Source organism: Pseudoalteromonas distincta (genome assembly GCF_005877035.1).
GTDB classification, from domain to species: Bacteria; Pseudomonadota; Gammaproteobacteria; order Enterobacterales; family Alteromonadaceae; genus Pseudoalteromonas; species Pseudoalteromonas distincta.
Window position 1 is genome coordinate 381,232 of record NZ_CP040559.1, and the last position, 17,149, is coordinate 398,380.

Consider the following 17,149-nt stretch of genomic DNA (forward strand, 5'->3'; position numbering starts at 1 on the left):
AGTCGGGCTTTTTTACGTTTGCAGAAAAGTGAAATGTGCGCAATTAATATACACTCATACCAACACCATCGAGTAGGGCGGAAAAATAGATCACTTAATTAAGCGAATTGGTATAAAAATAAAATTGTGAACTACCGAATTTACGTTTTCGGTTTGTGTAAGCAGTTGTTTAGGTGAAGTATCAAACAGAATTTATAAATTAGTTTGATTAGTTTATTATAACTCGTTAACTAACCACAGACTTAGCTTGTTTATGAGGGCAATGAATACTAATATGATTTCATGATCTTATAACTAAATCTATTGGCTTAGTTGTTTTAAAATTACTACCAATAATGATTGTGAGCTGTAACTTAAATGCCTTATGAAACATTTGTAGATGACTCTGCATCGCTAGTTGAATTTACCCGAGTTTACTTAGCTATTTTTTATACTTTTGTTGCCGGATTTTATACATTTAGAATTATTTATAAAAATCGAAATACACCATCAGGCGTTATTTATCCCGGTGATAAATTTTGTACTAGTTGGTGGAACCATATGGTTTTTAAATTTTTCAGGGCTGCTATTTGGTTTGTATGTGTAATTAGAGTGTTTGTACCTGAGTTAGATAGCTATCTTGGGCTATTCTCGATACTCAATGGCTGGCCAGGCGTATTATTTGGCGATGTATTATTGACAGCAGGCTTTATTTTAACGATGTTTGTACATTTTCATATGGCAGCCCTTTGGCGTTCAGGCATTGATCCTAAGGGACCACATGAGCTTAAAACATCAGGATTATATGAATACTCTAGGAATCCGATGTATTTAGGCGTTGTAGCTGCACAGGTGGGGTTCTTTTTAGCCTTACCTAGTATATTTAGTTTGACCTGTTTAGTTATTGGTTTTACAGCTATATATAGACAAACATTAGTTGAGGAGGCTCATTTAGCTCATCGTTTTTCTACACAATATAAAGAGTATAAACAACTAGTCCCTCGCTGGTTATAGCTTGGGATTGAGCTTTAAATACATGGATTTTTAAGGAAAAAGTAAAGAAGTGTTCTGTGTTGGCTTGCTAAAATCTAGCATGATAGACATAAATCAGATCACTTCTTTTTGTTTTATACCAATTCGCTTAATTAAGTGATCTATTTTGAGGATGGAAAACGTGTTGATAGCTAGGCAAAAAAATTGCTATTTAGTTGTTCTAAATGAGAATTTTTTAACACAGGTAGCGACACGTTCAGCCCCGCAAAATGATTAAGTATTATTGCGGATTGGTATTATATACTTTTCCATAAACTCTTGTTTAGTAATTGCCTTTGAAAAAATGTAGCCTTGAATATAATCACAAGCAAGCTGCTTTAATAGGTCATACTGTTTTTGTGTCTCAACTCCTTCAGCAACCACCATTACGTCTAGATTGTGAGCCATAGTGATAATAGCTTTCACGAGAGCAATACTATTATCGTTTGATTCTATATCGTTGATAAATGAGCGATCTATTTTTAAAATATCTATATCTAAGCGCTGTAAATACGCCAAAGAAGAATAACCAACACCAAAGTCGTCAATCGCAATATCTATATTAATAGTGCTTAAGCGTTTTAATTGTCGTTGTATTGACGAGTCGGGATCCATTAAAGTATTTTCAGTGACTTCAATTAAAATGGTGTTTGCGGGTAGCTGGTACTTTTTACTTGCAACAATCCATTCATCCACCCAGCAACCAGCGCGGTCAATTTCAAGAGGTGATGTATTTACACTGACTTGAATTGTCTTTTCACTTAAAACATTGAATTGGACGGTATCTTGAATTGCTTGAGATTTTACCCATTGGCCGATATCGTTTATTAATCCGTTTTTTTCAGCGACAGGTATAAATTCATTTGGCCCTATTAGGCCTCGTTCAGGGTGATTCCAACGAATTAGAGCTTCAGCTTTTGGTACTGATTTCCCGTCGATTGAAAATATAGGTTGGTAAAATAATTCAAATTGGTTTTTAACAATTGCAGTGCGTATCTCCTCTATTAGACGACGCTTTTCTGTGGCTTTTTCTTCTATAGCATAAGAGAAAAATTCATAGCGATTCCGCCCTTTATTTTTAGATAAATACATTGCTTGGTCAGCGCGTCTAACGAGCTCTTCTACTGTTAAACCATCAGCAGGGAAAAATGTTAAACCTATGCTTGCGGTAACATAGACTGTCTCTTTTTTTACTTTAATGCTCTGCATTAAGCTACTTTTTACTGCTTCGGCAATTTTTGATGCTTCATCAGGACTATTTACACCCTCTAAAATTAATGTAAATTCGTCACCACCTAAACGTGCGACTGTATCTTTGGTCGTTATACAACTTTGCAGTCTTGTGGCTACTTGGTGTAAGAGTAAATCACCGTAGTCGTGACCTAGGCTGTCATTTACTTCTTTAAAGCCATCCAAATCTATGAATATAAGGGCGAACTTCATTTCCTTAATACTTACTAAGCTTTGTAGTTTTTCGTAAAAATAACGCCTGTTCGGTAAGTCGGTTAATCCATCTTGGTAGGCATATTGTTGCAACTGAATATTCGCATTTTCAAGTTCATTAGTACGCAGTCTAACTTGGTTTTCTAATGAATTTTCTCTTTGCTCAATGTTGTATAACATCGCATTAAAACAAGAGGTTAATTGTCCTACTTCATCTTGTGATAGCTGTTTAGCGCGTAAGCTATAATCGTGTGATGTAGTTATTTTATTTGCTGTTTGAGCTAGATATAAAATAGGGTTTAAAAAGCGACGCCTTAATAAAAGAGATAAAATTAGGCTGACGGCAAAGGTGAATACCATCAAAATCATTATAAATTTAAAGTAAAAAGTAATTCTGTCTTGAATGTAGCTGTTGTTAGCGCGTATTTTTAATATACCGTAATCATGCATATCGAGCTGAAGGGGTGTACTTACTTCAATACTTTGCTCCATATCTTCATCTTCGGATTGCGCAATAACAAGTTCCTCACCAGTCATACTTGTTACCATTATACTAATAACATCTGAGCGTATAAGTATTGGGTTTATAAGCTCTTGCACTGCATCTATATCATCAAACATAAGTGCTGTAGTTATATTCGGTGAAAGCATTTTTGACAGAGAGCCCAAGCTTTCTATTTGTTCCTCTTTAGCGCTAGTGATTTCATAAGCACTAAATACAATGGTTACTGTCGCGGTTGATACAAGTGCAACACTCATTAAGATAAATAGTAATTTTTTGCTCATCGTATTTAATGCAAATAGTTTTTTCATTGCACTACCTATCTACAACGCGGGCAAGGCGTAGCACTTTTGAGCTCATAGTAATGCCTGCATCTTTAAGCTGTTTTGGAGCAATTTCAAAGCGAATTTTACCACTGGAAAGAAAAAACCTGATATGACCGCCATTTTCAATAAATGTGTCTGTTTCACCAATGAGCATAACGTTTTTCAGTTCTAAAGGTGTTATGTTTTGCCATTCGATAAATGTATCAGAGGTAATAAATAGCATGTTACACGCCGAGGTTGTTACTTCATCAAGAGTGATTAATTTATTGTATAGAGGTAAGTTTTTTATAGTGCGACTTTTTAAAGCGTTGTTAGCCGCATCAATAAAGTATTTATCAGGGCTACAAATAATAAATTCATTAAGAGATTCTAAATGATAATCCCAGTGTCCAAAACGTGCAAAGTTATATAAGAAGCCTGCTTTTAGCATGTATTCTTTTTCAACAGCACAAACGCTGGCACTAAGAAGTGTCAACGTTATTAAGCTACTGTGAATTAAACTTCTTAATTTAATCATCTAATTAACTTAGAAATTTGCTGAAATTGTAAACGTAATACATTCATCAATATAGTTTGGTAATGTATAGGTTTCGCGCGTATTATTGTACTCAATATGTGAACCTGCAAAGAGGTTTTTACCCGAAATTGCAGTAGACCACACAGATGTTGCTTGCCAATTCCAACTAACATCTAACGTTGTGTAATTATCAGTGTTATATGCATTTGAGTTTATTGCGCGCAATGTCGCAAACACATTATGGTTGGTTAAAAAAGAATAATCGGCTTTTGCAAATAACTGCCTGTTTTTAGAGTCATAGCCGATTGCGGGCTCTACTCGAGGAGGTAAATCGTACTTATAATCGGTGTAACTATAACCAAACTCAGTATTGAGATTATCAACTGGTTGCCATGATACAACTAGGTCGAACCCTTTAGTGGTCGTGTCTGCTACAGATGCAAAGTCTAAATCTATGCGAGTCATTGTTAGTGCTTGAAATACTTCTGGGATTCTCCCTGCTAGAAATAATTCAAGTATAGGTGTGAATTGTTCAGCATGCGTATTCATATCAATAACCGCTACGTTATTAGCATCTGTATAATAAGTAGAAAGATCCAATGACCAATCGTTAGCAGTAAAACGGTAGCCTAATTCATAAGATAGATAGTTTTCAGATTTAACTTTGTCGTTACCATTTAGGTAGGTTGCAATTCGGTAGTCGTCTATTTGTCCAAAGCCAGAGCTTAAACCGGTAAGATCTTTAATTTCTGTACCATTAACTTTAAAGTTGTCGTTAAATTCAATCAATGTTGGTGTACGTACACTTCTCGATATAGCACCCCAAGTAAGGTGGTTATCTACTGGTTTGTATATAAGCCTTGCTGACGGTTGATTTTCCCAGCCGGTTAAATCGTTATGATCAAGCTTAGTACCAATAATAAAATCGAGTGTATCAGGCGTCACATTGTATTGAGCTTGAACAAGTGCACCAAACTGTTTGAGGTTATCAAAGTTTTTATCGCTATCTAAAAATACACTTTCTGCGAAAGAGATAGAGTTATACCGGTAGTTTAATCCCCAATCTAGCTGTAGAAATTGGTATATGAAGTTCATTTGATAATCAATATCTATCGATTCAAAATCTTCTTTAATATAATCTTGGGAACCATTTTGTTTCAGCCAAGAAATTTGTAGCATTTGATTGGCATCGGGCGACACTCTGTTTTCAAGGCGCGCCATTATGCGTGAGTCTGTTCGCTTTAAATCATCTGAGAATGAAATGTTTTCGTTGGTTTCATCTATAACACCTCGGTAGTTTTGACCAAGTGTTGAGTGAGTAACGTCCCCCTGAAGTAGCGCAGACCACTCGTCATTAGGGGTAAAGTCAGCCCGAAAACCTAAGGAATTTTGTTTAGTTGTATCGTTAGGTGCGAGTGAAATCCCTTTTTTTGATTCATTCGCATCTTTTACATGACCATACACACGGTAGCTGCCTATGTTACTTATATCACCACCGTAACGAAGATTTGCATCAACATTTATTTGATTACCAGTTGTTACGTTTGCGTATCCACCGCGAGTATCAATACTGTTTTTAGTAATGATATTAATCACGCCATTATTTGCGTTACTACCCCAAAGTAATCCGCCTTGTCCGCGTATTACTTCAATGCGTTCAATGTCATACAAAGGAACGTTGAGTGTTTCCCAATAAACTGCAGCAAATTTTGGGGTATATAAGCTTTGCCCGTCAATCATAACCAATAGTTTGCTAGAAAATCGAGAGGCAATACCTCTTGATGAAATAGCCCATTGATTGTTATCGAGCTGACGTACAATTAAACCTGGCACCATTTTCAGTGCTTCAGGTACTGATGTAGCACCAGAGTTAGTAATTTGTTCTTTACTTAATACATAAATAGATGAAGCGGTATCAAATGCTGATTGCGCTCTTTTCATCGCAGAAGTTGCTTGTACATCCATGCCCATTAAAGCATCAAGATCGAGGTCTTCATCTTCAAACGGCTCGGCCGTTAAGAAAGGGCAAACAAAAAGTAATGGCCAAAACAAACGTTGTGATATTTTCACCCAAAAGTCTCCTGCGCAATCAAAAAATCAAAAACAGTCTTTGTTTTTGTAATACATGTGATATCACACAATATTAACATACATTAACAGTGTAAAAGCATAAATGAGATTAAATCAAGGTAACTAATTTTGTAGTAGTTAAAAGGTCTAATTTCGCCCAATTGAACTGTAAAAATATAGTTAAATGAACTTTATAAGTATATTTATTAAAGAGTCAGTAAAATGTAAATAGATGATAGTTATATGTTTATATACGACTTAAAATTTAGTCTATTTCAGAATAACTTCAAAGTATTTACGGTTATTAAATATTTAATCTTAACTTTTTCGTGTCATGCTTCTCAAAGCAATATTAATTATATGGGCACAATTTATACCTAGCCCTGTGTTATCTGCGATTGTGGTTTAATTATCTTTGCTTTTGTTAAAGCTATATAGAATACTTAAATTTGCTTGGTTTTGCTTTGAAGGCACCAAAGTATGATAAAAAATGAATTAATTAATGTAGAAGAAGTACTCGATTTAATGCTTGATGCCGTTTGTGTGGTAGATAAACAAGGCACATTTGTTTTTGTAAGCGCAGCATTTGAGCAAATTTTTGGTTATACGGCCGACGAAGTTGTAGGCAAAAAAATGATTAACTATGTTTACGAAGGTGATCATTACAAAACGCATAACGCCGTAACATCGCTATTGTCTGGCGAAACGGTAAACCCTCGCTTCGAAAACCGCTGGATGAGAAAAGATGGTCAAGTAGTCCATATATTATGGTCTGTGCGTTGGTCAGAGCAACATCAAGTAAGAATTGCAGTAGCGCACGATATAACTGAGCGAAAAGTAATGGAAGAGCAGCTCCATTACATGGCTCGGCATGATGTGTTAACTGGCTTACCAAATCGCTCTTTATTGATGGAGCGATTAGAAAAAGTAATTATTAGTGCAACTACAAACAACACATTTTTTTCTTTACTGTTTATAGACATAAATGGCTTTAAAGCAGTAAACGACACCCACGGACACGAAACTGGCGATAAGCTTTTATGTGCTATAGCAAAAAGGCTCTCAGCGTCGGTTAGGCATTACGACACAGTAGGGCGTTTAGGCGGAGACGAATTTTTAATTATTTTAGATAATTTAAGTTCTAGCCACGAAACAATCAGAATAAAAAATAAAGTCCTCACTGAGTTTAAAGCTGTCTTTAAGTTAGATGACGTACTACTAAATATTTCCCCCAGTATTGGCATTGCAAACTACCCAGAGCACGGACAAACAGATCACGAACTTATAAAATATGCTGATCAAGCTATGTACAAAAATAAACAACAAGGCTTAGATAACGTAACCTATTTACGTTAAAAATCATGCTGAACTACCACCTTAGACAACTCATCTTCACAACGCCCTTAACTACAATACATTACTTACCGCCACATTTTTAATAGCGGTTTTCCAGCGCTGCGTTAAAAATCTATAAATGCTCTTACAGCAGTTTGTAGGTAGTTCCTTGATAAATAAACTGCACAAGCTATGCCTGGGTGATAATGAAGGCAATTACCGTATAGGCAGTAATACATTTTTTACTAATGATGCAGGCGAAAGCAAAGTTTCGGTCACTGATTACGCAACAGCAATGGTTGATGTAGCGCAAAATGCAGCGCACGTAAATCAGCATATTAGTATTGCCTACTAATATGGTTACTAATCAAAAGCGTTTGATTATTTAGATATAACAATACTGGCTCACAAGGCTAAAATAATTTAATCTGAGCGTATTAATTCTTATTAAATTATTTGCCTTATGAGCCTTCTTTTTTCTCTTGCGTTAGCAAGCCTTCCCGCTTTACCTGAGCCTGTTGCAAATAATGCTGTGGCTAAAGTTATTGTAAAAAACCAGCCCTACTTTTTAAGCTTTATGGGGCTGGGGCGCGATAAACAATACTCGTCAGTGCATAACAAAGTGTGGGCGCTTAAAGTTGGCGATTCACAGTGGCAATCTAAAACTGGTGTGCCTTCAAGCTTGCCATTAAAAGGGCGCTTAGCAAGCACCGCAGTCGGTTTAGGCGAGTACGCTTATGTGTTTGGCGGCTATACGGTAGCAGAGGATCATACTGAAGTTTCAAGCCCCGACGTATATAGGTACGACGTAATAAAAGATACCTACACTCATCTTGCGAGCATGCCAGTACCCGTAGACGATAGCGTAGCGCTGAGCTACAAAGCGCGTTACATTTATCTAATTAGCGGTTGGCATAACGACGGCAACGTAAACTTAGTACAAGTATACGACACGCAAAATAATACATGGCAACAAGCCTCGCCATTTTTAGGTGAGCCTGTATTTGGCCAAGCCGCTGCTATTAGTGCTAACACCATTGTTATTTGTGATGGCGTTAAAACACAAGCTAATCCTGATTCGCATCGCTCGTTTGCAGGTGTAGCACAGTGCTTAAAAGGCACAATAGATTCAACTAACCCACAAAAAATAGATTGGCGTACCTTGCCACATCCAACGGGCACCGCTCACTATCGAATGGCAGCCACCAGCTATAATGGCAATATTTATATGATGGCAGGCTCTAATAACCCATACAACTACAGCGCAATAGGTTACGACGGCAAACCTGCACCAGCAAGTGATCATGTTTGGCGCTTTAGTATCGAAAAAAACGAATGGCAGGTTTTATCCTCAGTTGAAGTAAAGAGTATGGATCATCGTGGTTTACTTGAGCACAGCGGTGTTTTATATCGAATTGGCGGCATTGATAACAGTCAGCAAGTAAGCGCTAACGTGCTCGGTTACGAGGTTGAAAAGTGAACACTCTTTACATTACAGGAGCGGGAGTCAGCGCAGCCAGTGGTATTCCCACCTTTAGAGGGGAGGATGGTTATTGGACCATTGGCAGTAAAAATTATACGCCTATGGAAATGGCAACGCGCGCAATGTACCAAAATGCCCCTAAAGAATTTTTAGCATGGTATTACCATCGCTTTGCAACGTATCGCAACCATGGCCCAAACGACGTACACCATTGGCTGAGCGACAAAAATCTAATTACTCAAAACATAGATGGGCTTGATGGCAAAGCGGGTAACAAAAATTACATAGCTATACACGGCAGGCTTGATCAAATGACCTTATTTCATGAGCAAGGGGAGCCAGTCACGCCACTTGCCACCCCGTGGGATAGCGTAGACGAAAGCCGCCTGCAAGAGTCTCTTTTTGAGCTATTTAATATTCAAAACCAAACGCCTGAGCTAAACCATTCATTTAAGCCCTTTGTTTTATTATTTGACGAATACTACACCGAGCTTTACAGAATAACACAAGCACAACAGCGTATGCTCAACGCCGATAAAATTGTATTTATGGGCACCTCGTTTAGCGTCAATATTACGCAAATGGCCATTGAAATAGCCCGAAATTACGACATTCCTGTTGAAGTGGTTGACCCTGAACCTGCGCATATTTTGCACGCTAACGTCACATATAAAAAAATGAATGCATTAGATTACATTCAATCTAATTAATAAGTGCTATATTTTAAAGGGGTTGGTAATGTTTTCTTAAATATTACAATCTCTTTATATAATATTAACGAGTCAAAAATGTTATTATTATCCTGATTATAACAATACTAAAGAGATCTGAATGAGCGACTTAACTGCAATAGCAAACTTGTCTATTTTACTTGTAGAGCCTTCAGAGGTTCAGCAAAAAATAATAATAAAATCGCTTTTAGAAAGTGGTGTAAAACAAGTTGAAACTGCATCTACACAAACACAAGCGCTTAGCTTATTAGCAAGTTATCACCCTGATCTAGTTATAAGCTCTATGTATTTATCTGACGGGACAGCCGACTCACTATTGCAAGAAATAAGATCAAACCCTCTCACCGAGCATCAACCTTTTATGCTTATATCGAGCGAGCGTAATAAAAAATACCTTGAGCAATTACGCCAATCGGGTGTGCTGGCTATTTTGCCAAAGCCTTTTAGCGCAAAAGCCATTACCCGCGCACTCAAAGCAACCCTCGATATTATAAGCGAAGAAGAAGTAGAACTTGATCATTTTGACGTAACGTTGCTGCGAGTTTTAGTGGTAGACGACAGCCGCTTTGCGCGTAAACACATAATACGTGTACTTGCGGGGATGGGAATACCTGCACCAATAGAAGCTGAAAACGGTAAAGAAGCTATTGAGCACTTGAATAACCAACCGTTTGACTTAATAGTAACCGACTACAACATGCCAGAAATGGACGGGCGAGAACTAACAGAAGCCGTTAGAAGCTCAAATAGCTACTCACATATTCCTATTTTAATGGTGAGCTCAGAGGCAAACGACACTCACTTAGCTAATATTGCGCAAGCGGGAGTTGATGCCATTTGTGATAAGCCGTTTGAACCCGCAACGGTGCGAAAATTACTGTATAAAATAATGTCTTGAACAGACAGCTAAGGCAAAAGTGATTTTAGCCTTAGCAATATATCTCATAAATAAATTCTAAAGACTTCCTTGGGGATTGAGTTTCTCTTTGCTGTTAACTTGGTTCGAATTTTTATCTGAAGTTAAAACAAATGCCGATACAACTACAAAGAATGCAACTACAATACCAATAAGCTTATATGCCTCAGCAAAGCCTATCGCATCGTACAAAATACCAGTAAATACAGATAAACCGCTTGCCGCAACCTGCCCCATAAACTGAAAACCAACAATATAAATAGTGGCAGAAAGCCTTGCATCAAATGTGGCAGATATATATTTAAAAATAGCAATTAGCATAATAGGCAGCTCAACTGCATGTAATAGTTTCATTGCAGAGATTGATAATGGATCAGTTGCATAGCCAGAGCCGATTATTCTTAGTGCCATAACAACACCGCTTACAATTAAGCCGTTTTTTGCGCCAATTTTATTGACTAAAAAAGGGGCTAAAAACATTCCACCCGCTTCTAAAAATACTTGAAAAGAGTTTAAGTAACCATACATAGCATTTCCCTCTTCTCTAGTAGGAAACTGCGCTGCAAAGTAAACAGGGAACTGCTGATCGTAGACGCCATATATACACGAAACGCCAATAACAAAAGTTGTAAACGCCCAAAATTTAGCATCTTTGAATAGCGCAATTGCGTCAGTAATTTTTAATGCGCTGGCGCTTAGGTTTACTTCCTTAGACTCATCACTTGCTTTAACAAACCATAAACACACTAAAAAAACTAAAGCACTTACACTTGCTAAAACAAAATTTAAGGTGGGTGATATATTAAAAATTTGGCCAGTAAAAAAGGTTGCAATAGCCCACCCAACCGAGCCCCACATACGTGCTTTACCAAATTCAAACCCAGTATTGCGGCCAACTCGTTCTATGTAGGTTTCAACGGCCCCAACGCCTGCAAAAAATGCGACCGAGCAAAATAAACCACCAGCAAAGGCCCCAACATACAAAGAACTAATAAGTAACGGGGTATAAACATAAATAAAAAATGGACCGCTTAGTAGCAACATCACACCAACAAACCATAACAGGTTCTTTTTTAAACCTAACTTATCTTGAATAAAACCATAACAAGGCATTACAAACAGTGCTGCAATAGCATTTATACTAAATACGATACCTGTTTGAGTACCATTTAAGCCTATTGCCTGGTTAAGCCATATAGGATAAATCGAAAAGCAGAAAGACCATGTTAAAAAAAAGCTTAAAATACAGCCGCTTAATAACCAATAATTGCGTTTAGATAAGTGTTCAGTCATTTGTCAGTGCCTTAATATCTACGCGGAGCTGTGTGACCCCCTAAGAAGTAGTTCTCCGCTAATTTCATGTGTTTTAGTGTGTGATTGTAATTCTTTATTTATTGCGATTTGTGCAGCTAGTTGGCCCATACGAAAGTAAGGAAGACTCACTGTTGATAATTTAGGTAGTAGGTTTTCGGCGATTAATTTGTAGTTATCGTAACCAACAATAGAAATGGTTTGAGGGATTTTGTAACCCATTTGACGTATAAGCATAAATACGCGCATAGCCATTTTATCGTTACCACAGCATATGGCTGTAGGGCGCTCGTGCCTCGACATAATGTCGCGTAATACATCGGGTAACTGTGCAAACTCATCTTCTGGGTCTGTGCAAACACCTATTTTTATCAACTCTTCTTCAACACTTATGCCTTTTGCTTCGTGAGCGTCTTTAAACCCTAGCGTTCTAAGTGGTGTAGCGGGCATATCTTCAAAAAGTGTTAAATACGCTATTTTTGTGTGCCCTAAATTTAATAACTCTTCAGTTAATTTATAGGCCCCTTTGTAATCATCGGGCAAAATAGTTGGGTGCTTAAGCTGAGATTCAAAGCAGTTAACAAGTATTAAAGGGCACTTATTAAATGATTGTTTAATATTCACTTCTCGGTGATAAACCGTCGCGTAAATAATGGCCTCGGCGCGTTGGCGCCTAAAATCATCCACCAGCCGAGAAAAGCTTTGTTCGTTACCACCAGACTCCCCAATCATTAATAGCTTGGAATGTTTTTCACACTCATGTTGAATGCCCGCAATAATATCGAAAGAGTCAGGCGTGGTGGTCAGGTGTTCGGTAATAAGGCACACAATGCCTTTCTCTTGCCCGCGTAAAGACTGCGCCGCTGCCGAGGGATAAAACTCAAGCGCTTTCATCGCGGCTTCAACTTTGTTTTTGGTTTTATCACTCACGCCCTCAAACCCGCCTAGTACTCTAGAAACGGTTTTTACTGATACGTTAGCTTTAGCTGCTACATCTTTAATTGATGACATATTGTTCAATACTCTCTTTATTTAGAAGGTAATGGATTTTCACACATTACGAACAATAAGTTGACAATAATTTAAAATTAGCCATTATAATGACCAACGATAGACATTTTTACAAGATTTAATTTACATTTATTAAGTGGTGCCTATGCAATCTTCTACAAAACAAAACGACTTAATTGAGCAGCGAAGCTGGACACCTCAATATCACTTTTATAAACCGAACCACTGGATAAACGATCCTAATGGGTTGTTTTATCTTAATGGTACTTATCATCTGTTTTTTCAGCTAAACCCAGATGATGTTGTATGGGGAAATATGCATTGGGGGCACGCAACCTCGGACGATCTTATTAATTGGCAGCATCAACCAATCGCACTTTACGCGGAACCAGAAGGCTTAGGTTATATATTTTCGGGCGGTGCAATTGTTGATAAAAATAATACATCGGGTTTTGCTAAAAATGGTGAAACCCCTATTGTTGCTACTTTTACACAGCAATCTAAAGACGAAACGCAAGTGCAAAGTATTGCGTACTCACTCGATGAGGGTAAAAGCTTTACTGTTTATGATCAAAACCCAGTTATTCCTAACCCAGGCTTAAAAGATTTTAGAGACCCTAAAGTAACCTGGTACGAAAAAGGGCAGTTTTGGATTAAAACGGTAGTGGCAGGCCAGTGCATACACATTTACAAATCGAATGATTTAAAAACATGGCATAAACTATCTGAATTTGGACACAAAATAGGTGCCCATGGTGGGGTGTGGGAATGTCCTGATTTATTCCCTCTTATTTGCAGCGATACTGATACTGAGCGCTGGGTATTAATTATTAGTATTAACCCAGGTGGCCCAAATGGTGGCTCAGCAACGCAATATTTTATTGGTGATTTTGACGGCGAAAAATTTGTATCTCAAGATGAACAAATACGCTGGTTAGATTACGGCACCGACTGTTATGCGGGTATTACATGGGATAACACACCCAATATTAAACATTCGCGTACCTACATTGCATGGATGAGCAATTGGCAATACGCAAATAATACTCCTGATAATACCTGGCGAGGAGCCATGACTCTACCCCGCACTATGTACTTAAAAAAAGCGGAGCAAAGCTATTACTTATTAACGCCAAGCGCAGTAAAACTACCTCAAGATACAGTCCGCTTGCAATATTGCTTAAGTAAAGAGCAGCCTATTAGTGTGCCAGAAGCTTATAGCTTAGAGTGCGATATTTCACTAACTCAAGGGAATATAGCCTTAGTTTGGAAAAATGATTGTAATGAACAATTCAGACTCGAAATAGATGCCGATACACAAAGTGTAACCGCCGACAGAACGAAAGCAGGTTTTACAGATAAAGGCTTTGACTCTGTAATAAAAATGCCGCTTAGCAAACATGAGTGCACTAACTTGCAATTAGAAATATTTGTAGACGAGTGCTCAATAGAGCTGTTTTTTAACAACGGGGCACATTGTATTACCGCATTAGTTTTCCCTAAACAAGCATTCTCGCAGCTGCATATCGATCAAAGCAGCAAAAAAGAGTCGCTAGAAAATTTAAAAATAACCAAGTACACCAAATAGTTAGAATAAACTAATTAACCCCAGCAAACTTTATGTTTAATTTGTTTTTTTAAAGTAAATAAATTGTTGACATAAGGTTTGTGGTAACGATAATGTCTAACGATAGACAACTGACATCAACAGGAACACAACTATGTTTAATAAAAACGTTATAGCTATTTCCATAGCAGCTGTTTTTGCAGCACCTAGCAGTCAACTGTTTGCTCAAGAAGCTGCTCAGGAAGCACAGCAAACAGAAAAAGCTGAAGTGCAAGATATAGAGCGCGTAATAGTCACCGGTGTTACGCGCAATATGCAAAAAATGGAAGCTACATTTTCTATAAATACTATTTCAGAAGAGGAAATGAAAGTTTTAGCACCTCACGGCGCAGCTGAATTACTAGGAAATATTCCTGGGTTTTTCCCTGAAGGCGGAACCGCAGGTGAAAGCCATAACAACGTACTTGTAAGAGGCTTACCACAAGCTGGTGGATATCGTTATGTACCAAATCTCATTGATGGTTTGCCAGTATACGAAGAGCCCGAAGCGCCGTTTATGAATAACGATGTTTTTATTAAACCCGATTTGATGACCACAACCGTTGAGGCTGTTAAAGGCGGCCCCGGTGGCGTACTTTACTCTAATGCACTTGGCGCTGCTGTAAACTACATTACTCGTACAGGTACTCAAGATTTTGAAGGTGCGTATAAAATAGAAGTGGGTGACTGGGGGCATGTGCGTAACGATTTTTTTGTTGCAGGTCCAATTAACGATAACTTAACGTATGCGCTAGGTGGTTTTTATCGTGTTGCTGATGGTATTCGTGACCCAGGTTACACAGGTAATAGTGGCGGCCAATTTAGAGGTAATTTACTTTACATTAGTGACGATGGCAGCACAGAAGTAAAACTACAAGCTCATGTTATTAACGATAAAACAAATTTTTATCAAAATATACCGTATTCAATTACTGCCGATCGGGCGCCAGGCACGTCAGAAAATCCTTTTGAAATTGATCCAAGTCGTGTAAATAGTCTCGGTGTTGATTTTAGTGATGGAACTGTTTTATCTCATCAAACCAGTTTTTATGAGCTCTATAACGCTGACGGTAGCCAATTAAAGCTAGATATTAGTGACGGGATACAGCCTAAATTTAATATTTATACATTTGAATTAACTAAAGACTTTGCTAATCAATGGCGCTTTGATACCGCATTACGTGCAACAAGCGGTAGTAATGGGTTCCATGCGTTATTTAACGATCCACCAACAGAGCGCAGCCGTTTAGAAGCTGAACAGTTTTCTCGCATTCAAAGCTTTGATGGCGTAATTGGTGACTCGTACGCAAATGCAACAGGCGTTAAAGCATTTTACTCAGATACAGTAACAGGCACCGATTTAAGCACTGCAGAACGCGCAGACTCAATTTTAGCGCATAACATTCCGGTTTACGGCATGGTTGATGCCACAAGCTATGTAGGTGATTTTCGCTTAAGCCGCTTTTTTGACTTTGAAGAACACTCTCACGAGCTAACATTTGGTTTATACACAAGCCATTACACATATGAAGTTCAATCTGTATTTGCAAGTGCCTATAGTAATATTAGTGAAAGCTCTCGATTAGTTGATTTGTATGCTGTGGATGAGAACGATCAGCAGGTTGGCCCGTCTATTTCACAAGGCGGTGTTGATCAGCCCGCGTTATTTGGTTTAGGCGCAGATGCCACTATGCGCACCAATGCATTTTATTTCCTAGACCACATTTCAATGCTTGATGACAGACTGCAAATTGATATTGGCGGGCGTTATCAAGAACTTGAAGTAGACCGCGTAACAACCAATTCATTCGACCCAGGTAATAGCTCAAACGATTTTACACCAAGTGACGTAGTTGTCGGCTCTACCAACGATACCTTGGCTGATAATTTTGTAAATGTACCCGACGGTACACCGCAATTTGCTTCAGAGAGCTACGACGCTTTTGGTTGGACTATTGGTGCCAACTATCGCTTAACAGATACCGTAACAACTTATTTAAGTTACGCTGACACTTTTAGATTACCGGGTTTTGAAGATTATATTTTTGGCGGCCCAGCAACTAACCCGTCTACCGGTGATATTGCTCGCGGAGATTTGGTCGAAAACATTAAGCAGTATGAAGGTGGCATCCGTTTTTCAGAGAAAAACTATGAATTTAACTTTAGTGGTTTTTACATTGATTTTGCAGCTAAAGAAACCTTAGCCGCAACGCTTGATGACTTAAGTGATACAGGTGCAAATGGGGTGTCTTGTAGCGCAGTACCTGCACCGGATGATTGTGCAAAAATACGCGATAGCTATCGCACCAGCTTAAAAACTCACGGAATTGAATTTGAAGGCAAATACCGCCCAGAGTGGTTAGATGGATTATCGCTACAGGGTAGTATTGTTTGGCAAGATCCCAAGCAAGGACAAGACTCAGCAATTCGCTCTGCGATTATAGAAACAGATACAGATGGTGATGGCATAAACGATACACGCCGCTACGATGTGTCATCAGGTGCAGACAGACGACCACGCCGTCAATCTCAGTGGTTGATTAACGTGCGTCCGTCATACACGTTCTCAGAATTACCGGTCACTATATATGGCCAAGTAATGCACTACAGTGAGCGTTTTTCAGACGATGGTAATACCAACGTAACTATTTACCCAGGTTACACGCAATTAAATGCAGGTATGTTGTATTCATTCACTGAGGATATGGAGTTTCAACTTCACGTTAATAACTTAAATAATGCCGATTCGTTTACAGAAGGTAGTTCTGTAACTGAGGGACTACGTTTTTCAAATGGCGACTACACCGGTGTAGCTAGACCATTACTTGGACGAACTATTAAAGCATCATTAATGATTAACTTTTAATAGATTACTTAAAATGTGTGT

The 17,149-nt window shown here is 38.3% G+C and carries 13 protein-coding genes; 8 read left to right on the forward strand and 5 right to left on the reverse strand.

From position 1 onward, the window contains the following. The first annotated feature begins 357 nt into the window (after positions 1-357). Complete coding sequence (locus FFU37_RS18395; protein WP_138490247.1) at positions 358-993, forward strand: methyltransferase family protein; 636 nt, start codon at positions 358-360, stop codon at positions 991-993. A gap of 252 nt (positions 994-1,245) precedes the next feature. Here the strand turns inward: FFU37_RS18395 and FFU37_RS18400 are convergent, their stop codons facing one another. Genes FFU37_RS18400 through FFU37_RS18410 form a run of 3 tightly spaced genes read right to left on the reverse strand, consistent with a single transcriptional unit; the run spans position 1,246 to position 5,869 of the window. Continuing rightward, positions 1,246-3,267: a putative bifunctional diguanylate cyclase/phosphodiesterase gene (locus FFU37_RS18400; protein ID WP_138490248.1), complete on the reverse strand. Its 2,022-nt coding sequence runs from the start codon at positions 3,265-3,267 to the stop codon at positions 1,246-1,248. Positions 3,268-3,271: 4 nt separating this feature from the next. After that, positions 3,272-3,799: a YfiR family protein gene (locus FFU37_RS18405; protein ID WP_138490249.1), complete on the reverse strand. Its 528-nt coding sequence runs from the start codon at positions 3,797-3,799 to the stop codon at positions 3,272-3,274. A 9-nt stretch (positions 3,800-3,808) separates the two neighbouring features. Then, entirely contained in the window at positions 3,809-5,869 is a 2,061-nt protein-coding gene (locus FFU37_RS18410) for a TonB-dependent receptor plug domain-containing protein (RefSeq protein WP_138490250.1), read from the reverse strand. Positions 5,870-6,349: 480 nt separating this feature from the next. Here FFU37_RS18410 and FFU37_RS18415 point away from each other — a divergent pair, with 480 nt between their 5' ends. The 5 genes from FFU37_RS18415 to FFU37_RS18435 all read left to right on the forward strand — a co-directional run bounded on the left by FFU37_RS18415 (position 6,350) and on the right by FFU37_RS18435 (position 10,316). Then, positions 6,350-7,225, forward strand: a complete 876-nt coding sequence (locus FFU37_RS18415; protein WP_138490251.1) for a diguanylate cyclase domain-containing protein — start codon at positions 6,350-6,352, stop codon at positions 7,223-7,225. Positions 7,226-7,373: 148 nt separating this feature from the next. Further along, positions 7,374-7,559, forward strand: coding sequence for an NAD(P)-dependent oxidoreductase (locus FFU37_RS18420; RefSeq protein ID WP_024594980.1), 186 nt, complete (start codon positions 7,374-7,376; stop codon positions 7,557-7,559). A gap of 108 nt (positions 7,560-7,667) precedes the next feature. Next, the gene (locus tag FFU37_RS18425; protein WP_138490252.1) at positions 7,668-8,684 is read left to right on the forward strand and encodes a Kelch repeat-containing protein; all 1,017 of its coding nucleotides are present in this window, start codon (positions 7,668-7,670) and stop codon (positions 8,682-8,684) included. After that, on the forward strand, positions 8,681-9,397 hold the full coding sequence (locus FFU37_RS18430; RefSeq protein ID WP_024597449.1) for an SIR2 family NAD-dependent protein deacylase: 717 nt from the start codon (positions 8,681-8,683) through the stop codon (positions 9,395-9,397). The genes FFU37_RS18425 and FFU37_RS18430 overlap by 4 nt, the downstream gene beginning before the upstream one ends. A 121-nt stretch (positions 9,398-9,518) precedes the next feature. Beyond that, on the forward strand, positions 9,519-10,316 hold the full coding sequence (locus FFU37_RS18435) for a response regulator (RefSeq protein WP_138490253.1): 798 nt from the start codon (positions 9,519-9,521) through the stop codon (positions 10,314-10,316). 57 nt (positions 10,317-10,373) lie between these two features. Here FFU37_RS18435 and FFU37_RS18440 read toward each other — a convergent pair whose 3' ends face one another. Then, entirely contained in the window at positions 10,374-11,627 is a 1,254-nt protein-coding gene (locus FFU37_RS18440; protein ID WP_039486536.1) for an MFS transporter, read from the reverse strand. A gap of 18 nt (positions 11,628-11,645) precedes the next feature. Continuing rightward, a complete protein-coding gene (locus FFU37_RS18445; RefSeq protein ID WP_052201256.1) occupies positions 11,646-12,656 on the reverse strand; it encodes a LacI family DNA-binding transcriptional regulator in 1,011 nt (336 codons plus the stop codon). Between the two features lie 145 nt (positions 12,657-12,801). On the opposite strand from FFU37_RS18445, the gene FFU37_RS18450 reads away from it, so the two are divergent. Beyond that, positions 12,802-14,244 (forward strand): glycoside hydrolase family 32 protein, encoded by a 1,443-nt coding sequence (locus FFU37_RS18450; RefSeq protein ID WP_138490254.1) that lies wholly within the window; start codon positions 12,802-12,804, stop codon positions 14,242-14,244. A gap of 133 nt (positions 14,245-14,377) precedes the next feature. After that, on the forward strand, positions 14,378-17,128 hold the full coding sequence (locus FFU37_RS18455; protein WP_138490255.1) for a TonB-dependent receptor domain-containing protein: 2,751 nt from the start codon (positions 14,378-14,380) through the stop codon (positions 17,126-17,128). Positions 17,129-17,149: the final 21 nt, after the last annotated feature.